Annotated in this window: 17 protein-coding genes, 1 tRNA gene and 1 riboswitch; of the genes, 13 read left to right on the top strand and 5 right to left on the bottom strand. The window is 61.5% G+C overall.

The window, feature by feature from the left end; genetic code table 11:
* Window positions 1–4: 4 nt before the first annotated feature.
* Window positions 5–739 carry a cephalosporin hydroxylase family protein gene (locus E2A64_RS04220; RefSeq protein WP_133283162.1) on the bottom strand — a complete coding sequence of 245 codons (735 nt, stop codon included), beginning with the start codon at window positions 737–739 and terminating at the stop codon, window positions 5–7.
* Window positions 736–1,449: an RraA family protein gene (locus E2A64_RS04215; protein WP_133283161.1), complete on the bottom strand. Its 714-nt coding sequence runs from the start codon at window positions 1,447–1,449 to the stop codon at window positions 736–738. Before E2A64_RS04215 ends, E2A64_RS04220 begins: the two co-directional genes overlap by 4 nt.
* Window positions 1,450–1,791: 342 nt before the next feature.
* Between E2A64_RS04215 and E2A64_RS04210 the strand changes: the two genes are divergently transcribed.
* The 6 genes from E2A64_RS04210 to E2A64_RS04185 all read left to right on the top strand — a co-directional run bounded on the left by E2A64_RS04210 (window position 1,792) and on the right by E2A64_RS04185 (window position 7,963).
* Window positions 1,792–2,721, top strand: a complete 930-nt coding sequence (locus E2A64_RS04210) for an ABC transporter permease subunit (RefSeq protein ID WP_133283160.1) — start codon at window positions 1,792–1,794, stop codon at window positions 2,719–2,721.
* A complete protein-coding gene (livM, locus tag E2A64_RS04205) occupies window positions 2,721–4,163 on the top strand; it encodes a high-affinity branched-chain amino acid ABC transporter permease LivM (protein WP_133283159.1) in 1,443 nt (480 codons plus the stop codon). Before E2A64_RS04210 ends, livM begins: the two co-directional genes overlap by 1 nt.
* 2 nt (window positions 4,164–4,165) lie before the next feature.
* Window positions 4,166–5,593, top strand: coding sequence for an ATP-binding cassette domain-containing protein (locus tag E2A64_RS04200; RefSeq protein WP_428977444.1), 1,428 nt, complete (start codon window positions 4,166–4,168; stop codon window positions 5,591–5,593).
* A complete protein-coding gene (locus E2A64_RS04195) occupies window positions 5,590–6,324 on the top strand; it encodes an ABC transporter ATP-binding protein (protein WP_133283158.1) in 735 nt (244 codons plus the stop codon). The genes E2A64_RS04200 and E2A64_RS04195 overlap by 4 nt, the downstream gene beginning before the upstream one ends.
* Before the next feature lie 9 nt (window positions 6,325–6,333).
* Window positions 6,334–6,684, top strand: a complete 351-nt coding sequence (locus E2A64_RS04190) for a DUF6867 family protein (protein WP_133283157.1) — start codon at window positions 6,334–6,336, stop codon at window positions 6,682–6,684.
* 184 nt (window positions 6,685–6,868) lie between these two features.
* Window positions 6,869–7,963: a branched-chain amino acid ABC transporter substrate-binding protein gene (locus E2A64_RS04185; protein ID WP_133283156.1), complete on the top strand. Its 1,095-nt coding sequence runs from the start codon at window positions 6,869–6,871 to the stop codon at window positions 7,961–7,963.
* Between the two features lie 121 nt (window positions 7,964–8,084).
* Here E2A64_RS04185 and E2A64_RS04180 read toward each other — a convergent pair whose 3' ends face one another.
* On the bottom strand, window positions 8,085–8,729 hold the full coding sequence (locus tag E2A64_RS04180; protein ID WP_133283155.1) for a nucleoside triphosphate hydrolase: 645 nt from the start codon (window positions 8,727–8,729) through the stop codon (window positions 8,085–8,087).
* Window positions 8,730–8,895: 166 nt separating this feature from the next.
* Window positions 8,896–8,984: riboswitch (glycine riboswitch) on the top strand.
* A gap of 140 nt (window positions 8,985–9,124) precedes the next feature.
* Here E2A64_RS04180 and gcvT point away from each other — a divergent pair.
* The 7 genes from gcvT to E2A64_RS04145 all read left to right on the top strand — a co-directional run bounded on the left by gcvT (window position 9,125) and on the right by E2A64_RS04145 (window position 19,226).
* Window positions 9,125–10,276 carry a glycine cleavage system aminomethyltransferase GcvT gene (gene gcvT / locus E2A64_RS04175; protein WP_487371828.1) on the top strand — a complete coding sequence of 384 codons (1,152 nt, stop codon included), beginning with the start codon at window positions 9,125–9,127 and terminating at the stop codon, window positions 10,274–10,276.
* Window positions 10,277–10,298: 22 nt separating this feature from the next.
* Entirely contained in the window at window positions 10,299–10,661 is a 363-nt protein-coding gene (gene gcvH, locus E2A64_RS04170; RefSeq protein WP_133283153.1) for a glycine cleavage system protein GcvH, read from the top strand.
* Window positions 10,662–10,670: 9 nt separating this feature from the next.
* Window positions 10,671–13,523: an aminomethyl-transferring glycine dehydrogenase gene (gene gcvP, locus E2A64_RS04165; RefSeq protein ID WP_133283152.1), complete on the top strand. Its 2,853-nt coding sequence runs from the start codon at window positions 10,671–10,673 to the stop codon at window positions 13,521–13,523.
* A 234-nt stretch (window positions 13,524–13,757) separates the two neighbouring features.
* Entirely contained in the window at window positions 13,758–14,396 is a 639-nt protein-coding gene (locus tag E2A64_RS04160; protein WP_158285677.1) for a TetR/AcrR family transcriptional regulator, read from the top strand.
* Complete coding sequence (locus E2A64_RS04155; protein WP_133283150.1) at window positions 14,393–15,583, top strand: efflux RND transporter periplasmic adaptor subunit; 1,191 nt, start codon at window positions 14,393–14,395, stop codon at window positions 15,581–15,583. The genes E2A64_RS04160 and E2A64_RS04155 overlap by 4 nt, the downstream gene beginning before the upstream one ends.
* 11 nt (window positions 15,584–15,594) lie before the next feature.
* Window positions 15,595–18,876, top strand: a complete 3,282-nt coding sequence (locus E2A64_RS04150) for an efflux RND transporter permease subunit (RefSeq protein ID WP_133283149.1) — start codon at window positions 15,595–15,597, stop codon at window positions 18,874–18,876.
* A 113-nt stretch (window positions 18,877–18,989) separates the two neighbouring features.
* Window positions 18,990–19,226 carry an Lrp/AsnC ligand binding domain-containing protein gene (locus E2A64_RS04145; RefSeq protein WP_133283148.1) on the top strand — a complete coding sequence of 79 codons (237 nt, stop codon included), beginning with the start codon at window positions 18,990–18,992 and terminating at the stop codon, window positions 19,224–19,226.
* 90 nt (window positions 19,227–19,316) lie between these two features.
* On the opposite strand, the gene E2A64_RS04140 is transcribed toward E2A64_RS04145, so the two are convergent.
* Both E2A64_RS04140 and E2A64_RS04135 read right to left on the bottom strand, forming a co-directional pair.
* Window positions 19,317–19,393, bottom strand: a tRNA-His gene (locus tag E2A64_RS04140).
* A 207-nt stretch (window positions 19,394–19,600) separates the two neighbouring features.
* Window positions 19,601–20,065, bottom strand: coding sequence for a phasin family protein (locus E2A64_RS04135; RefSeq protein WP_133283147.1), 465 nt, complete (start codon window positions 20,063–20,065; stop codon window positions 19,601–19,603).
* Between the last annotated feature and the right edge of the window lie 203 nt (window positions 20,066–20,268).

The raw sequence follows: 20,268 nt of genomic DNA, 5'->3' as shown, positions 1-20,268 counted from the left end.
CACTCTATTTGACGCAGCGCAGATAGCCGCGCGGCGAGCTCGTCATCAGCATCTTGCCGTTATAGACCGGATCGATCTCGAACCGGTCGCTGCCTTGGAGAAACTCGTCCATGGCCGCCATCGGGTCGTTGCCGTTGCCCCAGCCGTGGGGCGGCGTGAAGTTGTCCGTCTCGATCGCCAGCCCCGTATCGGCCACGATCATGAACTGGCCCTCGGTAACGAGGGGCGCGTAAGCCGCCAGTTCATTCTTCACATGCTCATAGGAGTGATCGGAATCGAGGATGACCATGACCTTCGCACCCGGCTCGATCATCGACCTGACGGTGCTGACGATCTCCGGGTCGGTCGACGATCCCTCGATCAGACGGACCCTGTGGCCGAGCGGATGGCTCTCGATGCTGTCGCGGTTATGGGCGCGGATATCGATATCCACGCCGATCACCGTACCGCGTCCGAGGAGCTGCATCATCGACGCAAAGAAGATCGCGCTTCCACCACGGGCGATGCCGGTCTCGATGATGATATCCGGTCTGGTCTCCCAGATGATTTCCTGCATGGCGACGACATCGGACGGGACCTGGATGATCGGCACGCCAAGCCAGCTCCAGAGATAGGTGAAGCGGTGCTTGCCGGCTTCGCGCATCAGGTGGAGCCCGTCGCGGTTGAGGGCGTCGTCCTGCCCGAGGGCAATCGCGTCGCGCCTCGCCTGTTCGCTGAACTCCGCGCGATCGTCCTTCATTCCTTGGTCTCCCCGGAAACCAGCGGCGATCCCTCGCGCAGCCGGTCGAAGCGCGAGAACACGCTCTTCTCGTCGAAATATTTCTTCTCGCAGACGGTCTCGTAAGTCGTCATGCCGGCGGTATCGATGCAGTGGAACCAGGCATCTTCCTGGAGCTCGATGAAATCGAGCCGCTCAAGGAAGTCTTCCGTCATCCACTCCTTACCGATGATCGCGACACCGGAATCATCGCAGACGGCGATCGCGCCGTCGTAGCGGCGGCGCAATTCCTCGGCTTCGGCGGGTTCCGGCGCCGAATTCTTGCGATTGAGCGCGCCGACCGGCGTCACCCCTTCGCACCAGATGGGGTAGTTCTCCATCTTCAGAGTGTGCGCGTCGCGCACGAGGCCGCAGACGACGAGGGCTGCCGCTTCGCGGTACAGAAGCAGGAACTTGGCGACCAATGCGCCGAACATGGCGTAGTCTTCGTAATCGAATGCGTGGAAGATGACGATTTCGCCGGGCTGAACCGCACTCGCCTGTTCGTGGAGCTCCCAGTTGCTGCAATTCCACGCCGTGACAAGCCGGACAGGTCCGACCCGGAAATGGCGTGGGTTCAGCGCAGAAACGCCTTTGAGCACCCCGGTCTTTCCAAGGCAATCCGTGACTTCCGACGTCGAGATGCGGTTGCGCCGGATTTTCTCGATGACCGAATTCGAGAGGGCTTTCATGGAACGAGACTCCAGAAATTTTTCAGCGTTCTCGGGTGACTCGAACTGCAACCGATTCTCCGGATTGTTCCGGCTTGAACCGTGTTACGCGGCTCACCTTTCCAGATCAAGCATGTCCCGCCTCGCCGCCTGCCTGCGACGCCCTGTTTTCCGGCCGGAGTGGCCCGCTCAATTCATTCGCATGCCGTCCTGCCATCGCGGCAGTGGCTGTGAATTGGGCAGGAATCTTCCCGACTTTGCAATTTTTGATTTGCGACGGCGCCATTCTTGTGGAAGATGCGCGTAGGGGATGCGGGTACGTCCAAGTACTCGCCAATAAACAAATACAGGGTAACAACTTTCATGGAATACCTGATCCAGCAGCTCATCAACGGGCTGACCCTCGGATCGATTTACGGTCTGATCGCCATCGGCTATACGATGGTCTATGGCATTATCGGCATGATCAACTTCGCCCATGGCGACGTCTTCATGGTCGGTTCCTTCATCGCCCTCGCCGTATTTCTCATACTCACTTCGATTTTCGGCTTCGCCTTCCTGCCGCTGGTTCTGCTCATCGTCCTTATCGTGTCGATGCTGTTCACCTCGGCCTGGGGCTGGACCGTCGAGCGCCTGGCCTACCGGCCTTTGCGCGGCTCGTTCCGGCTGGCGCCGCTGATCACCGCAATCGGCATGTCGATCGTTCTGCAGAATTTCGTGCAGGTCACCCAGGGTGCGCGCGTCAAGCCGCTTCCGCCGCAGATTTCCGGCGGCATCACCCTGATGGAGGGCAGCACGGAAGCCGGCACCATCGCCGTTCAGCTCTCCTACATGCAGATGATCATCATCGGCGTGACCTTCCTCCTCATGGTCGGCTTCTCGCTGCTGATCGCCAAGACTCCGCTCGGCCGCGCTCAGCGCTCCTGCGAGCAGGACCAGAAGATGGCTGCGCTTCTCGGCGTCAACGTCGACCGCACGATTTCGCTGACCTTCGTCATGGGCGCGGCGCTCGCCGCCGTCGCCGGCATGATGTTCCTGCTTCTCTACGGCGTGGTCGATTTCTACATCGGCTTCCTCGCCGGGGTGAAAGCCTTCACCGCAGCTGTGCTTGGCGGTATCGGTTCGTTGCCGGGCGCCATGCTCGGAGGACTGCTGATCGGCCTCATCGAGACCCTCTGGTCCGGTTATTTCACCGTTGAGTACAAGGACGTGGCGGCATTCTCGATCCTGGCGATCGTGCTGATCTTCATGCCGTCGGGCCTGCTCGGAAAGCCTGAAGTCGAGAAAGTCTAATGTCCAGCAACGATACCCAACCGGCGGACGTCAACCATCCGGAAGGGGCGCAGATCAAACGCGAAGAGCGTCTGGCTGCCCCCAATCTCCCGGCTGACGATCCCGCAAATTCCTACGCCGCCGCCATCAAGGACGCAGCAATCGCAGCTCTGCTTGCCGGCGTTCTCGGCTTCTTCTTCCTCGCCATCCGCACCGACATCGCGCCGGGCGGTCTGGAAGTCACCACACGCTGGGCGCTCTGGATCATCTCCATGATCGTCGTCTTCGGCGGACGGCTGGCGATCAGCCTGTTCTTCCGCGGCGGCAAGGCGAAAGGCGCGGGCAACAAGGTCGTCAGTGCCGTCGCCGTCCCCGGCCTCGGCACGTGGCTGGGCCGCATTCTCTTCGCCTTCGCGGTGATCCTGCCCTTCTTCTTCGTCTATTTCTTCCCCGGTCGCGACCGCCAGTTCATCGACCTCGCAATCCTGATCATGACCTACATCATGCTCGGCTGGGGACTGAACATCGTGGTGGGCCTCGCCGGCCTTCTCGACCTCGGCTACGTCGCGTTTTACGCAGTGGGCGCCTATTCGTTCGCGCTTCTTGCGACGCATTTCGACTTCATCGGCTTCTGGATCGCCCTGCCTCTGGCAGGCATCCTGGCGGCATTCTGGGGCATGATCCTGGGCTTCCCCGTCCTGCGTCTGAGGGGTGACTACCTCGCGATCGTGACGCTCGCCTTCGGTGAGATCATCCGTGTGGTGCTGCTTAACTGGTACGAGTTCACCGGCGGCCCCGACGGCGTGTCCGGCATTCCGAAGCCGACGCTGTTCGGCCTCGAATTCACGCGCGGCGAAGGCGGCTTTGCCGACTTCTTCGGACTCGAATACGATTCCATCCAGCGCTTCATCTTCCTCTATTACATCATCTTCATACTGGCGATCGCGACCAACCTGATCACCATGCGTCTGCGCAAGATGCCGATCGGCCGCGCCTGGGAAGCTCTGCGCGAGGATGAGATCGCCTGCCGTTCGCTGGGGATCAACACCACCAACACCAAGCTGACCGCCTTTTCGACCGGCGCGATGTTCGGCGGCCTTGCGGGCTCCTTCTTCGCCACCCGTCAGGGCTTCATTTCACCGGAAAGCTTCACCTTCCTCGAATCCGCGATCATCCTCGCGATCGTGGTTCTCGGTGGTCTTGGTTCGCAGATCGGTGTCGTCATCGCCTCCATCGTGATGATCGGCGGCATCGAACTGCTGCGTAACCTCGACTTCCTGCAAGCTATCTTCGGTTCGAATTTCGATCCGACCCAGTACCGCATGCTGATCTTCGGCCTCGCCATGGTTCTCATCATGGTCTGGAAACCGCGCGGTCTCATCTCCTCCCGTAATCCGTCCGCGATTTACAAGGAGAAGAAGGCAATCGGCGCCGATATGGTCGCACAGGGTGAGGGACACTGACCATGGCAGACACCAAGGACATGACCGCGCCGGCCTCGACGGGGCGAGCGTGGGAAAACGACGCCGTACTGACCGTCGAGCATCTGACGATGCGCTTCGGCGGCCTGACAGCGGTCAACGACCTGTCGTTCAATGTGGGACGGGGTGACATCACCGCCCTCATCGGCCCGAACGGCGCCGGCAAGACGACGGTCTTCAACTGCGTAACCGGTTTCTACAAACCGACCGAAGGGCGCATCACGATGCGCCACGGCAAGGTCTCGAACGATTTCATCGAACGGGTGACCGATACCGGCGAGCGATATCGCGTCGAAGGCAATGCCGGGGTCTATCTGCTCGAGCGGATGCCGGACTTCACCATTTCCGACAAGGCCAAGGTGGCACGTACCTTCCAGAACATCCGGCTGTTCGCAGGCATGACGGTTCTGGAAAACCTGCTCGTCGCCCAGCACAATCGTCTGATGGTGGCATCGAACTTCACCTTCGGCGGACTTCTGGGCCTCCCGGGCTACAGGAAGGCCCGACAGGCCTCGATGGAGAAGGCCATCTACTGGATGGAGCGCGTCAACCTGCTCGACCGTGCCGACGATCCGGCGGGTGATCTGCCCTATGGCGCGCAGCGGCGTCTCGAGATCGCCCGCTCCATGTGCACCGACCCGCACCTTCTCTGCCTCGACGAGCCGGCGGCGGGCCTCAACCCGCGTGAATCGGCCGAACTCAACGATCTGCTTCAATTCATCCGTCGCGAGCATGGCACCTCGATCCTCTTGATCGAGCACGACATGGGCGTGGTGATGGAAATCTCGGACCATGTGGTCGTGCTCGACTACGGCGAGAAAATCTCCGACGGCGACGCGGAAGCGGTGCGCAACGATCCCAAGGTGATCGCCGCCTATCTCGGCGTCGACGACGAGGAAGAGATTGAGGAAATTCTCGAAGAGGATGCCGAGATCGCCAAAGCCCACGCCAGGGGCGAGGAAGTTTCCGACGACGTCGTGATGCCGGAAAAAGCAAAGGCCAAGAGCAAGGCAAAGCCGAAAGCAAAGAAGGCCGCGCCGGCGAAAGCCAGATCCGAGCCGGTTCCCGCGGCAGCCGGTGCGACGCCGGCGCCTGCCATGGCGGGCGGCCTGAACGCGCCGCGCGACGGCAAGGGCGACAACCTGACCCGCATCAAGGGCATCGGTCCGATCAACGAGAAGAAGCTGAATGCACACGGCATCTTCCACTTCGACCAGATCGCTGCCTGGAAGGCTGCCGACGTCAAGCAGGCCGAGGACTATCTGGCCTTCGACGGACGCATCAAGCGCGAAGAATGGGTCAAGCAGGCCAAGACCCTCGCCAAGGGCGGGGATACCGATTTTTCAAAACGGGTCGACAAGGGCGCCGTGCCCTCCAGCCGATCCGGTAAAGGCAAGGGAGGCAGCAAGTGAGCGAGACCTCAGCCCCGCTTCTCTCCGTCTCCGGCGTCGAGACCTATTACGGCAACATCGTCGCCTTGCGCGGCGTCGATATCGATGTTCATCGTGGCGAGATCGTCACGCTGATCGGTGCGAACGGCGCCGGCAAGTCGACGCTGATGATGACCATCTGCGGCAATCCCCGCGCCCGTCACGGACAGATCGTCTATGACGGCACCGATATCTCGGCGATGCCGACCCACGAGATCATGCGGCTCGGGATCGCCCAGTCGCCGGAAGGTCGCCGCATCTTCCCGCGCATGACGGTGATGGAAAACCTGCAGATGGGCGCCCAGCTCGTCGACGACAAATATTTCGACGACGACGTCAAGCGCGTCTTCGATCTGTTTCCGCGCCTGAAGGAACGTCAGGTCCAGCGCGGCGGCACGCTCTCGGGCGGCGAACAGCAGATGCTCGCCATCGGGCGCGCGCTGATGAGCCGGCCGAAACTGCTTCTGCTCGATGAACCGTCGCTCGGTCTCGCCCCGCTGATCGTGCGGCAGATCTTCGACATCATCGGCGACCTCAACAAGAACGAGGGCCTGACCGTCTTCCTCGTGGAGCAGAACGCGTTTCATGCGCTCAAGCTCGCCCACCGCGGCCATGTCATGGTCAACGGCAAGATCACGATGAGCGGAACGGGAGCCGAACTCCTCAAGCGCGAGGAAGTCCGCGCAGCCTATCTCGAAGGCGGAAAGCACTAGGATACGAAGATGGAACTTGAAAACGCCCTTCTCTGGGAAGTCTCGGCCTTCGAATTCATCCTCGTCACCGTCGTCCTCGGCGGTGCCGCGGCATGGATGACGGGGCGCTCGGTGGCCCATTCCTGGGAAACCAACAAGCTTCTCGGCTTCTATATCGTGCTCCTGACCGCAGCCGTGAGGTTCATTCACTTCTCGCTCTTCAACGGCTCGCTGATTTCGCTGCACTACTACATCGTCGACCTGATCGTTCTGCTCGGGATCGCTTTTGCCGCCAAGCGTTTCACCCGCTCCAGGCAAATGGCGTCGCAGTACAGTTTCAAGTTCACGAGATCGGGACCTTTCTCCTGGAAAGATCGCTGATAACCAGGGTTTAATACAACCTGGCCCGAGAAAAGAAAAAACCTCGAGAACCCTTTCAATCCGCAAAAATTTGGGATTTGATGGCTTCCAAGCGGGCGTTGGCCTGCTGTGTACAGGTAGACCGGACCGACACCGACCGTTCTGCCGCATCTTGCAACCGGTGTGTAAAAATTGAGGGAACACAATGAAAAAGGCACTCTTGGCAGGCGCTGCACTCGGCCTTCTGATGTCGACCTCCGCCTATGCGGACATCATCATCGCAACGGCGGGTCCGATGACCGGCCAGTACGCTTCCTTCGGTGAACAGATGAAGACCGGCGCCGAGCAGGCCGTGGCCGACATCAATGCCGCTGGCGGCATCAACGGCGAAATGCTGAAGCTGGAAGTGGGCGACGATGCCTGCGACCCGAAGCAGGCCGTCGCCGTTGCCAACCAGTTCGCTGGTGAAGGCGTCGTCTTCGTTGCCGGTCACTTCTGCTCCGGCTCGTCGATCCCGGCTTCGGCCGTTTATGCCGACGAAGGCATCGTGGAAATCTCGCCGGCTTCGACCAACCCGAAGTTCACCGACGAGCGTCCCGGCCCGGGCATCTACCGCGTCTGCGGCCGTGACGACCAGCAGGGCGCCTTCGCCGGCCAGTACCTGATGGACAACTTCGCCGACAAGAAGATCGCGTTCATCAACGACAAGACCGCTTACGGCAAGGGTCTCGCCGACGAAACGCAGGCAGCCTACGAAAAGGCTGGCGGCAAGCCGGCACTGGTGGAATCCTACACTGCCGGTGAAAAGGACTATTCGGCTCTCGTCTCGAAGCTGAAGGCCGAAGGCATCAACGTTCTCTATATCGGCGGCTACCACACCGAAGCCGGCCTGATGGCTCGCCAGGCCAAGGAACAGGGCATGGACCTTCAGATCATCTCGGGCGACGCCCTGGTGACCGATGAATACTGGGCCATCACCGGTGACGCCGGCGAAGGCACGCTGATGACCTTCTCGCCGGACCCGACACAGTATGAATCGGCCAAGAAGGTCGTGGACGCACTGCAGGCCGCCGGCAAGACCACCGAAGGCTATGTGCTTTACACCTATGCAGCGATCCAGGCATGGGCCGACGCCGTCAAGGCTGCCGGTTCGACCGACTTCGACGCCGTCACCAAGGCGCTCGACGAGGGCACGTTCTCGACCGTCCTCGGCGACCTGTCGTTCGACGACAAGGGCGACGTGTCGCTGCCGGGTTACGTCATGTATGAATGGCACGAAGGCAAGTACAGCCAGATGTAATCTGGTTTTCCGATCATTCGGAAAGAAGGCCCGGTCTCGCGACCGGGCCTTTTCATTTGCGGCAACCATGTGTGCGGCAACCATGTGTGCGCCGACCACGTGTGCGGCAAGCGCTTGCCGCTCAGTTCCGCCAGACGATGTCGGCAGGACGGGATCTGGTCAGCACGAGATCGGCATTGATCATGTCGTTGCCCTGCGCCCTCGCCTTTGCCGCGTCGGCGTCATGGCCATGCGCAAGCCAGCGCCGGACCAGCCGGTCTTCCAGCGTCTTGCGGTCGGTCTCGATCATCACCGTGAGATCGAAAAGCGGTGCGAGCGAGCTCCACGGCGCTTCATCGAGAAGAAGATAGTTGCCTTCGGTCAGCACGATGGGGCTTCCGGCGGGAACGACGCCGGCACCGGCGCGCGCCAGATCGAGATCACGATCGAAAAGCGGCACCATGACATCGCTGTCACGGTCGTTGCGCAACCGTTCGACGAGGGCGCGATAGCCCGCCACATCGAAGGTGAAGGGCGCGCCTTTCCGCGGGAGGTGCCCGCGTCCGGTCAAGATCGCGTTGTCGAGGTGAAACCCATCCATCGGCACGACCGGAACCGAGCCATGCGCACTCGACAGTTTATCCCTGAGCTCGTCCACAAGGGTCGACTTGCCTGCCCCCGGCGGTCCGGCAATCGCGACGATGAAGCGCTCAGCCCCGATCGCCCGCATGCGGATCGTGTTCGCCAGTTCGCTTAGGTTTTCAATTGTAACTGAGGTCGTCTGCATTCTTCTTCTCTCGTTCACGTTCCATTTCGCACGAGGCAGGAGCGCAGGCAAGCAAGAGCGGCGCAGGCAGGCCAGCACAGGTCGCCTGAAGGCTCGCAAATTGCTGTGAGTTTTGTCCGCGCCCGCTGATCGCTCTTGCATTCGGCCTCCGATTACGCGAACATCTTCAAACCTGTTGGGAGAAGCCGGTTCAGCACCGGTGCCGAAGGAGCAACCGCCCCGGAAACTCTCAGGCGAAAGGACCAGCAGGCAAATACGGACTCTGGAGACAGGCGTGCCCGACGCGCCGGCCGAAGGGATAGCAATCTCAGGCAAACGGACAGAGGGGGTACGAATCCGGATGAATGACGTCCGATACCTTTGCCCCGTGCGCGGCGACAGCCAAGCACCTTCGTGTGAGATTGCCAGTGGAAACTGACAAACCCCTTTCCAAGACTCCGCTTCATGACCTGCATATAGAACTTGGTGCCAAGATGGTGCCCTTCGCCGGCTACGACATGCCGGTACAGTATCCGCTCGGCGTGCTGAAAGAGCACCTTCATACGCGTGCGGCAGCCGGCCTGTTCGACGTTTCCCACATGGGACAGATCCTGATCCGCCCGAAGAGCGGCAACGTGGAAGACGCGGCCCTGGCGCTCGAGAGCATTGCCCCCATCAACGTGGCAGGCCTGAAGGAAGGCCGACAGCGCTATGGCCTGTTCACCAATGACGAGGGCGGTCTCTTCGACGACTTCATGGTCGCCAATCGCGGCGATCACCTCTACGTCGTCGTCAACGCCGCCTGCAAGGAGCAGGATCTCGGCCTGATCCGCAAGGCCTGCGCTGCAAGCTGCGATATCGAGGCTCCGTTCGAGCGCGGCCTGATGGCGCTTCAGGGACCGTCAGCCGAAGCGGTCCTGGCCGCCCTGGCTCCCGAAGTCGCGGACATGACGTTCATGGATGTTCGCGACGTCGACCTGGACGGCATCTCCGCGGTGGTCTCGCGCTCGGGATATACCGGCGAGGATGGCTACGAGATCTCGGTCGCCGCCGGCGATGCCGGGAAGCTCGCGCGCAGGCTGCTGTCAGACGAGCGTGTCGAGGCGATCGGGCTCGGCGCGCGGGATTCTCTCAGGCTCGAAGCCGGTCTCTGCCTCTACGGCCACGACATCGACATGACCACCACGCCGGTGGAAGCAGCCCTCACCTGGGCCATCCAGAAGGTGCGCCGCACCGGCGGCGAGCGGGCGGGCGGTTTCCCGGGCGCGGACATCATCCTGCCCCAGTTCGAAAACGGCGCGGAAAAAATCCGTGTCGGCCTGGCGCCGGAGGGCCGCGCTCCGGTGCGCGAAGGCGCAGATCTGTTTGCCGACGAGACGTCCACCGAGCCGTTCGGCAAGGTGACGTCCGGCGGCTTCGGCCCGTCCCATGGCGGTCCGGTTTCCATGGGTTACGTGCCGAGCGCCCAGGGCGAACCCGGCACGATCGTCTACGCCGAAGTGCGCGGCAAGCGTCTGCCGCTTCGCGTCGCCTCCCTCCCCTTCGTCCCCAACACCTACAAACGTTAAGCTTCAGACGGGAACCATCCACATGATCAAATACACCGAAGACCACGAATGGCTTAAGCTCGACGGCGATGTCGCAACCGTCGGCATTACCGAACACGCAGCAGAACAGCTCGGCGATCTCGTTTTCGTCGAGCTGCCCGATGCAGGCGCCGAATTCGACAAGGGCGATGAAGCTGCAACGGTTGAATCCGTCAAGGCGGCTTCCGAAGTCTACTGCCCGCTCAAGGGCGAGATCACCGAAGTCAACGAGGCGATCGTCAACGATCCGTCGCTTGTCAATTCCGATCCCGCCGGTGCGGGCTGGTTCTTCAAGCTCAAGCTCGCCAACCCGTCCGATATCGAGGCGCTTCTCGATGAAGCCGCCTACAAGGCGATCATCGACTGAGGATCACGCATGACCGTCAAGCTTTCCGACTACAATCCGTATGACTTCGCCAATCGTCGTCACATCGGCCCCTCGCCCGCCGAGATGGAAACGATGCTGCAGACGATCGGCGTGTCTTCCGTCGACCAGTTGATCGACGACACCATTCCCGCATCGATCCGCCAGAACTCGCCGCTCGCCTGGGGCGAGCCGATGAGCGAACGCGAGGTGCTCGACCATCTGCGCGAAACCGCCAAACGCAACAAGGTCATGACGTCCATGATCGGCCAGGGCTATTACGGCACGGTGATGCCGCCGGTGATCCAGCGCTGCGTTCTGGAAAACCCCGCCTGGTACACGGCCTATACGCCATACCAGCCGGAGATCAGCCAGGGCCGTCTCGAAGCCCTTCTGAACTTCCAGACGATGATCTCGGACCTTACGGGTCTCGACATCGCCAACGCCTCGCTTCTCGACGAGGCGACCGCGGCCGCCGAAGCCATGGCGATGGCGCATCGCGTGTCCAAGTCCAAGAGCACGACCTTCTTCGTCGACAAGGACTGTCACCCGCAGACCATCGACGTGATCCGCACCCGCGCCGAACCGCTGGGGCTCGACATCATCGTCGGCGATCCGTTCACCGATCTCGACGCCTCCAGCGTCTATGGCGCGGTGTTCCAGTATCCCGGTACGAATGGCGATGTGCGCGATTTCACCGGCGTGATCTCGAAACTGCATGAGGAAAAGGCGATCGCCACACTGGCATGTGATCCGATGGCCCTCGCGCTGATCAAGTCGCCGGGTGACATGGGTGCCGATATCGCCGTCGGCTCGGCCCAGCGCTTCGGCGTGCCGATGGGCTATGGCGGCCCGCATGCAGCCTTCATGGCGGTACGCGATGCCTGGAAGCGCTCGATGCCTGGCCGTCTGGTCGGCGTCACGGTCGACGCGCGCGGCAACCAGGCCTACCGGCTTGCCCTGCAGACCCGCGAGCAGCACATCCGCCGCGAAAAGGCGACATCGAACATCTGCACCGCGCAGGTTCTGCTCGCGGTCATCGCCTCGATGTACGGCGTCTTCCACGGCCCAGTCGGAATCCGCGCCATTGCCGGCCGCATCCACATGAAGGCGGCCAAGCTCGCAGCAGGCCTGAAACAGCTCGGCTTCACGGTGGAGACCGAAGAGTTCTTCGACACGATCACGGTCAATGTCGGCGACCAGCAGGATGCGTTGATGGCCGCCGCGCTTGCCGAAGGCATCAATCTTCGGCGTATCGGCTCCGGCAGGATCGGCATTTCCTGCGACGAGATCACCCGTCCGAAGACGGTGGAAGCGGTGTGGCGCGCCTTCGGCGGCTCGATTATCTTCGCCGAGCTGACGGCCGAACCGGCCATCACCGACGCGATGGCACGGACCTCCGAGTTCATGACCCATCCGGTCTTCCACATGAACCGCGCGGAAAGCGAGATGACCCGCTATATCCGCCGGCTCTCGGACAAGGACCTGGCACTCGACAGGGCGATGATCCCGCTCGGTTCCTGCACGATGAAGCTGAATGCGACAGCCGAGATGCTGGCCATCAGCTGGCCGGAATTCGCCGAGATGCATCCGTTCGCGCCGGCCGACCAGGCCGAGGGCTACAAGTACATGGTCGATGATCTGAGCGACAAGCTCTGCCAGGTCACCGGCTATGATGCCATGTCCATGCAGCCCAACTCCGGTGCGCAGGGCGAATATGCAGGCCTGATGACGATCCGCGCCTATCATGAATCGCGCGGCGAGCCGAACCGCAGGATCTGCCTGATCCCGACCTCGGCACACGGCACAAACCCGGCATCGGCACAGATGGCGGGAATGACGGTGGTCCCCGTCGGCACCCGCCAGAACGGCGATATCGACATCGAGGATTTCCGCGCCAAGGCCGAGAAATACCGCGACGAGCTGTCATGCTGCATGATCACCTACCCCTCCACCCACGGCGTCTTCGAGGACACCGTGCAGGAGGTGTGCAAGATCACGCACGACAATGGCGGTCAGGTCTATCTCGACGGCGCCAACCTCAATGCCATGGTCGGCCTCTCGCGGCCGGGCGATATCGGCTCCGATGTCAGCCACCTCAACCTGCACAAGACCTTCTGCATTCCGCATGGCGGCGGTGGTCCGGGCATGGGGCCGATCGGCGTGAAGTCGCATCTGGCGCCGTTCCTGCCGGGCCACTGCGCGACGGACGGCAAGCCGGGCGCGGTTTCCGCCGCGCCCTACGGTTCTGCCTCCATTCTTCCCATCTCCTGGGCCTACTGCCTGATGATGGGGGGCGAAGGTCTGACGCAGGCGACACGTATCGCCATCCTCAACGCCAACTACATCGCCGCACGGCTTTCCGGCGCCTACGACATCCTCTACACATCGAAGAGCGGTCGGGTCGCCCATGAGTGCATTCTCGACACCCGTCCGCTCGATGACAGCGCAGGGGTGAGCGTCGAGGACATCGCCAAGCGGCTTATGGATGCCGGCTTCCACGCCCCGACCATGAGCTGGCCGGTTGCCGGCACGCTGATGATCGAACCGACGGAATCGGAAACCAAGGCGGAGATCGATCGTTTCTGCACGGCCATGCTCGCCATCCGTGAGGAGACCCGTAAGATCGAAAGCGGGGCAATGGATCGGGACAACAACCCGCTCAAGAATGCGCCGCATACGATCGAGGACCTCGTCGGCGCCTGGGATCGACCCTACGACCGCGAGGCCGGCTGCTTCCCGGCAGGCGCCTTCCGCAACGCCAAGTATTTCCCGCCCGTCAATCGGGTCGACAATGTCTATGGCGACCGGAACCTCGTCTGCTCTTGTCCGCCCATGTCTGAATATCTGGAAGTTGCAGAATAAATACCGGCACTTGGCTGAAAGACATGGCCCGCGGGACCGAAAGTCCCGCGGGCCTCTTTCGTTTTGATCGCCATCGTCTAATTCTCGCCAAAATTTATTAAGCATTCTCGATCACAACTTGGTGAGACCGGCCGGTTTCAGCTCCCATCCACTTGCGAATGAATGTTCATTCACTATATTGCGATGCAATACCACGTGCCTGTTCACTCCGAATTTGGGGAAGCTGACGCCACCATGGATGCGCCAACTATCGATTTTTCCAACCAGAAGGTCCTCGGGATCCTGATCGCGGTGAAGTCCGTCTTCGCCTCGAAGGGCTTCGACGGCGCCTCGATGCAGGATCTGGCGCAAGGCGCGCAGATGAGCGTCGGCAACTTCTATCGCTACTTTCCGTCCAAGAATGCCATCATCCAGGCGATGATCCAGTTCGACATGAATTGCCTGGATGCCGAATTCGCCGAGATCGAGACCGCTGAAAATCCACGCGAAGTCTTTCTCGCCAAGTTGAGCGACCGGATCGAGAATCTTTCGAACGAGGAAGCCGCCTTGTGGACCGAGATGCAGGCAGCCTCCTTCCGCGTGCCTGAGATCGCGGCGGTGAAGCGAACGATGGAACGGATGATCCGCAAGAAGTTCGTCAATGCGCTGGTGCGTATCCATGGCGGAAGCTCTCCCGCCGATCTCGAGCGCTACGAACAGCATGCGCAGCTAATCATGCTCATGGTCCACGGCTTTGCCCAACGCCGCTACGGCTCGCTCAAGACGGACCAGGCAGACGACAAGGCGCTCGGCCAGCTCGTCTTCAAAACCTTGCGCATGGCCTTCGAGGCCTCTGCAACCACCACATCCGACGAACAGGTTCTTTCCCAATGAAACGGACAGCACTCTTCGCAGCCGCACTTTCACTCGTTTCCTTCTCCGCAATGGCGGCGGAAGAAGCCGCGGACAGCGCCAAGACAAATCTCGCCCCTCCCATCATCGCGGTGCGGGCCGAGACGAGCCAGGTCGTCGACCGCATTCTCGTGAGCGGCCTGATCGCCGCGCAGGAGGAAATCCTCGTCCAGCCTCAGGTCGAGGGCCTGGCGATCGACGAACTTCTGGCTGCCATCGGCGACACCGTTAAGAAGGGGGACGTGCTTGCGCGGCTTTCCGACGATCAGCTGATCCTGCAGAAGAGCCAGCTCGCCGCCAACAAGGCCAAGGCGGAAGCCGGGCTCGCCCAGCTCGAAGCGCAGAAGGTGGAGGTCGAGGCCAATACCAACGAACTCGAAAAGACGGCCGAGCGCGCCAGGCAGCTGGCAGCAAAGGGCACCTTCTCGACCGTTCAGGCGGAACAGGCCGAAGCGAAGGCCGTGGCCGGTCGCGCCAAGGTTCGCTCCGTCGAGGAATCGATCAAGGTCGGACAAGCCGACATCGATGTCGTCGAGGCCCAGATCAAGGACATCGATCTGAAGCTTGCCCGCACGGAAGTGAAGGCTCCGGCGGATGGCGTGATCACCGCACGGGCTGCCAAGGTCGGCACCATCGCCAGCGCTTCCGCCGGCGCGATGTTCACGATGATCCGCGACGGCAGGCTCGAACTGAGAGCCGATGTCTCCGAAACGGACCTCCTGCGCATCGAGCCCGGCATGAAGGCCGATATCCAGGTTTCCGGCCTGAAGGATCCGCGCACCGGCACCGTTCGTCTCGTGGAGCCGACGCTCAGCACCACCTCGCGGCTCGGTACCGTGCGCATCAACTTCGACAATTCGGATCGTCTCAAGGCCGGCCTTTTTGCCGAAGCCGAGATCATTGCAGCCAAACGCGAAGGCGTGACCGTGCCGGTAACCTCTGTCAGCCTGTCGCGCGACGGCGACAGCGTTCTCCTCATCACAAACGGCCAGACACACCGGACGGAGGTCGAAACCGGCATTCGCGATGGCGACCGTATCGAGATCGTCGACGGATTGTCGGCGGGCGACCTGATCGTGGCCAAGGCCGGCGCCTTCGTGCGTGACGGCGACCGGATCAATCCAGTTGTCGGGGGCGACCCTGAAACCACAGCGGCGATCGCCGACTAGGAGAAACCGAGATGAACTTTTCCGCCTGGTCCATTCGTAACCCGATCGCGCCGCTGCTCGCCTTTGTGCTGCTCATCGTGCTCGGAATTCAGTCCTTCTTCTCGCTGCCGATCACGCGCTTTCCGAATATCGACATCCCGCTCGTTTCCATCGCGGTCACGCAGCCGGGCGCCGCACCGTCGGAGCTCGAAGCGCAGGTGACCAAGGAAGTCGAGGACGCGGTCTCTTCCATCACCGGTGTCGACGACATCATCTCGACAGTCTCCGACGGCCTGTCGCAGACCAATGTCCTGTTCAAGATGGAAGTGCCCACGGATCAAGCAGTGCAGGACGTCAAGGACAAGATCGACCAGATCCGTGGCGACCTGCCGGCTGATGTGGAAGAACCGATCGTCACGCGCGTCAATGTCGAAGGCCAGGCTATCCTGACCTATGCCGTTCATGCGCCCGGGATGACGCTGGAAGAGGCTTCCTGGTTCGTCGATGATACGATCAAGCGCGCCCTTCAGGGGGCCGAGGGAGTGGGCAAAATCGACCGCTATGGCGGTGCCGACCGGGAAGTCATGGTGGCACTCGATCCGGCCCGTCTCGACAGCTACGGCATCACGGCCAGCCAGGTGAACCAGCAGCTGCGCGCGACCAACGCCAATCTGGGCGGCGGCCGCGGCGAGATCGGCGAGCGGGAACAGACCATCCGGACGCTGGGGGACGCTTCAAGTCCCGAAGATCTCGCCAACCGCACGATCTCGCTTCCGAACGGCCGCTTCGTCCGCCTGTCCGAGCTCGGCACAGTGAGCGACAGCTATGAGGAGCTTCGCTCTTTCGCCCGCTATAACGGCGATCAGCTGGTTGCCTTCGCGGTTTTCCGCGCCAAGGGCGCCAGCGAGGTCACCGTCGACGAGGCCGTGACCGAGAAACTCGACGAGATCCGTGCGAAATATCCCGATGTGGAAATCGTTCCGGTCGACGACACCGTCTTCTTCACCTATGGCAACTACGAATCCGCTCTCCACACGCTGGTGGAAGGCGCGCTCCTCGCCGTTCTCGTGGTCTTCCTGTTCCTGAGAAACTGGCGCGCGACGCTGATCGCTGCCGTGGCCCTGCCGCTGTCGGCCATCCCGACCTTCTACATCATGGAATTGCTCGGCTTCTCACTCAACCTGGTGAGCCTGCTCGCCATCACGCTGTCGACCGGTATTCTCGTCGATGACGCGATCGTGGAGATCGAGAACATTTCGCGGCATATCAAGATGGGCAAGTCGCCCTATCGCGCGGCGATCGATGCGGCAGACGAAATCGGCCTTGCGGTGATCGCCACCACTTTCACGATCATCGCCGTGTTCGTTCCGGTTTCCTTCATGCCGGGCATTCCGGGCCAGTATTTCGTGCAGTTCGGCCTGACGGTGGCCTTCGCGGTGCTTTTCTCACTGCTGGTCGCACGTCTGATCACGCCGATGATGGCAGCCTATCTGATGCGCACAAGCGACGCCCATGAGGAAGGCGAGCAGAACGGGCCGATCATGAGGGGCTATACCAACCTCATCCAGCATACGCTGCGCTGGCGCTATTCGACGCTCCTGGTCGCCTTTGCGTCCCTCGGTGTGGCGATCTACTTCATGGCGCAGATCCCCGGCTCCTTCCTGCCGCCCGACGACGTCTCGCGCATCTCGGTCAGCGTGGAGCTGCCGCCCGGCGCGACGCTTGCGGATACCGACCGGACCACCGAGAAGATGCGCGAGCTGATTGTCCCGATCCCGGGCGTGGAGAATGTCTTCATCCTCGGCGGCAGCTCGCCGCGGGGCGAGATGGACATCCGCCGGGCATCGATCGCGGTCCTGCTGCAGAAGAAAGAGCATTCGATGCTCAAGACCCTCGTCAACGGGTTCGTCGACAACGTACCGCTCGTCCATTACATCTTGCCGCGCATGACCGAAAACGGGCGTGTCAAATCCCAGGCGGCAATCGAGGTCGAAGTCTTCGACAAGCTGGCTGCCATTCCCGACGTGCGCGCCTACAAGCTCAATGACCGTGGCGAGCGCGATATCTCCTACAATGTGGTCTCGAACAACGAGGCCGACATCGAACGGGCGGTCGCGCTGCTCGAACCCAGGCTGCGCCAGGACCGATCGATGACCGGCGTCAGCGTCTCGGGCGCCCTGCCCCGGCCCGAGATCCAGGTGCGGCCGAAGAACGACGAAGCCGCGCGCCTCGGCGTGACGACCAACCAGATCGCCGAAACCGTCCGCGTGGCAACCATTGGTGACGCCGATTCCGCGCTTGCCAAGATCTCGCTCGACGACCGCCAGGTGCCGATCCGCGTCCAGCTCGATCGTGACTATCGCAGCGATCTCGACCGTATCGCCAATCTCAAGGTCACGACATCTTCCGGCGAGCGCGTACCGCTGAAATCCGTGGCCGATATCGAGATCACCCAGGGACCGAGCACCATCAACCGCTTCGACCGGCAGCGCCAGGCGACAATCGGCGCCAGCCTTCCGATCGGCGTCGCTCTCGAGACGGCGAAGAAGAACTTCATGGAGATCGTCAACACCACCGATCTTCCCGCCTCCGTCAGCGTACTGGAAAGCGGCGATGCGGAGGTGCAGGCCGAACTTCTGGCCAGTTTCCGCAATGCCATGCTGATGGGCCTGCTTCTGGTGCTGACGGTGCTGATCCTGCTCTTCAAGGACGTGATCCAGCCGTTCACCATCCTGTTCTCGCTGCCGCTCGCGATCGGCGGCGTGGCGGCCGGCCTCATTCTCACGGGCTACTCGGTTTCCATGCCGGTGCTGATCGGCATCCTGATGCTGATGGGTATCGTGACAAAGAACGCGATCCTGCTCGTCGATTTCGCCATCGAGATGGTTCGTGGCGGGATGGACCGGATGCCCGCGATGATCGAGGCCTGCCAGAAGCGCGCGCAGCCCATCGTGATGACGTCCATCGCGATGTCGGCGGGCATGCTGCCCTCCGCGCTCGGCGTTGGCGAAGGCGGTTCGTTCCGCTCGCCCATGGCCGTGGCGGTTATCGGCGGCATCATCGTCTCCACCGTGTTAAGCCTGATCGTGGTGCCGTCCTTCTTCCTGATCATGGACGACCTCTCGGGACTTCTGGGGCGGATCTTCTCCCGCTTCGTCGGCCCGACGGAAGAGGAACCGGAAGAAGAAGATCTCGGTGCCACTGTCTCGGCCAATGCCGAGGAGATCGGCGAACTCAGGGAGCGCCTAGCCCGGATCGAGGCCGGCGAACAGCGCGGCCCGCGCCTGATCGTTTCGAGGGATGCCGCCGAATAGGCGGCGGCATTTCCCGCGACGGCTATTGGCAGGGCGCGCCCGCTTGCCTTAGAAGGGGAACCTGAATTGCGAACAAGCGCCCGCCGGGCGCCCAACGAAGCAGGACGGTTTCCATGCAATGTTTCTTCGTCGAATTTCGCTGCGAACTCGGCAAGGCCTATTCGGTCGCCGAGGAACTGGCCAATCGGGAAATCGCCTCCGAAGTCTACTCCGTCAGCGGTCCGTTCGACCTGCTCGCCAAGTTCTATGTCAGCGACGATGTGGATATCGGCCATTTCGTTGCGGAGAACATCCACTCGATCAACGGCATCGAGCGCACCCAGACGACATTGACGTTCAAGGCGTTCTGACGGCAGGGACAGGCCCCACTGCGGACGGCAAGGACCTGCCACCGTGGCTTGCCGGTTCATGCACATGTTCAGTTTGTCGAGAAAAATGGGTGGTACGATTGGCTGGGTTCGAACCAGCGACCTCCGGATCCACAATCCGGCGCTCTAACCAACTGAGCTACAATCGCACAGGACGAGCGCCGCGCGGGCGCTTCGTTCCAACTGCCGCTCAAATACTTTCCTCATGCCGCTTTTGCAAGAGGGGTCGGCAGGGTTTTGACAAAGAGACATCCGAAGCTCTTCCCCTTTCCATGCCGCCCGGATGATTGCGGACATGAAAAAGGCCGGGGCGAACCCGGCCTCTTCAGTGCGGTAGTGAGCGATCCGAAAACGGATCAGGCAGCCTTGACCTTGGCTTCCACTTCGCTCATCGCCTTCTCGGTTGCGTCCCGGGTCGGCTTCGACACGTCTTCGGCGAGCTTGCGGGCTGCTTCCTGCATGGCCTTGGTCTGGTCGACCATCAGGTCGGCCTGCTTGCGGAAGAAGGTGCTCTGCAGCTCGATCATTTCGGCCATCGACTTGACGCCGAGCAGGGCTTCGAGATGCGACAGCGAATTGTCGGTGCTGACACGGATGGCGTCGATGCCCTTGAGGCTGAGTTCGACGGTACCGGCCTGGGCCTTCTCGAGGGTCGCTTCCATGGTCTTGGTCGCGCCTTCGGCGGTTTCCTTCATCTTGGCGTAGTTTTCCTTCGACTGCGCCATGGCCTTCTCGGCATAATCACGGTAAGTTTCGGACATCTTGCTGACGTCGAAAGCCGGGAACTGAAACATTTCTGCCTGCTTCTTGGTAGTAGCCATTTCATTCTCCTCGGTAACGTTGTGCGGTTCGGAAAAACGCGTTCCCATCCGCTTCTGCAGCCTATATAGCACCGATTATTGTGCATTGCAACATCTCCGCAAGAATTTTTGTGCACTGCACAATACGTTAACCTCAAATTGACATTGATCCTCCACGGCGCAAGGCCTTGCTAGACCGGAAAAGGCGTCCCAGCTATTAATGA

Source organism: Pseudohoeflea suaedae (assembly GCF_004354915.1).
GTDB lineage: Bacteria > Pseudomonadota > Alphaproteobacteria > Rhizobiales > Rhizobiaceae > Pseudohoeflea > Pseudohoeflea suaedae.
This window is presented reverse-complemented; position numbering and strand designations above follow the sequence as displayed.

Bases quoted from the DNA above. Each gene is read 5' to 3' on its own strand.
- E2A64_RS04220 (WP_133283162.1), bottom strand. From the start codon at position 739: ATGAAGGACGATCGCGCGGAGTTCAGCGAACAGGCGAGGCGCGACGCG.
- E2A64_RS04215 (WP_133283161.1), bottom strand. From the start codon at position 1,449: ATGAAAGCCCTCTCGAATTCGGTCATCGAGAAAATCCGGCGCAACCGC.
- E2A64_RS04210 (WP_133283160.1), top strand. From the start codon at position 1,792: ATGGAATACCTGATCCAGCAGCTCATCAACGGGCTGACCCTCGGATCG.
- livM (WP_133283159.1), top strand. From the start codon at position 2,721: ATGTCCAGCAACGATACCCAACCGGCGGACGTCAACCATCCGGAAGGG.
- E2A64_RS04200 (WP_428977444.1), top strand. From the start codon at position 4,166: ATGGCAGACACCAAGGACATGACCGCGCCGGCCTCGACGGGGCGAGCG.
- E2A64_RS04190 (WP_133283157.1), top strand. From the start codon at position 6,334: ATGGAACTTGAAAACGCCCTTCTCTGGGAAGTCTCGGCCTTCGAATTC.
- E2A64_RS04185 (WP_133283156.1), top strand. From the start codon at position 6,869: ATGAAAAAGGCACTCTTGGCAGGCGCTGCACTCGGCCTTCTGATGTCG.
- E2A64_RS04180 (WP_133283155.1), bottom strand. From the start codon at position 8,729: ATGCAGACGACCTCAGTTACAATTGAAAACCTAAGCGAACTGGCGAAC.
- gcvH (WP_133283153.1), top strand. From the start codon at position 10,299: ATGATCAAATACACCGAAGACCACGAATGGCTTAAGCTCGACGGCGAT.
- gcvP (WP_133283152.1), top strand. From the start codon at position 10,671: ATGACCGTCAAGCTTTCCGACTACAATCCGTATGACTTCGCCAATCGT.
- E2A64_RS04160 (WP_158285677.1), top strand. From the start codon at position 13,758: ATGGATGCGCCAACTATCGATTTTTCCAACCAGAAGGTCCTCGGGATC.
- E2A64_RS04155 (WP_133283150.1), top strand. From the start codon at position 14,393: ATGAAACGGACAGCACTCTTCGCAGCCGCACTTTCACTCGTTTCCTTC.
- E2A64_RS04150 (WP_133283149.1), top strand. From the start codon at position 15,595: ATGAACTTTTCCGCCTGGTCCATTCGTAACCCGATCGCGCCGCTGCTC.
- E2A64_RS04145 (WP_133283148.1), top strand. From the start codon at position 18,990: ATGCAATGTTTCTTCGTCGAATTTCGCTGCGAACTCGGCAAGGCCTAT.
- E2A64_RS04135 (WP_133283147.1), bottom strand. From the start codon at position 20,065: ATGGCTACTACCAAGAAGCAGGCAGAAATGTTTCAGTTCCCGGCTTTC.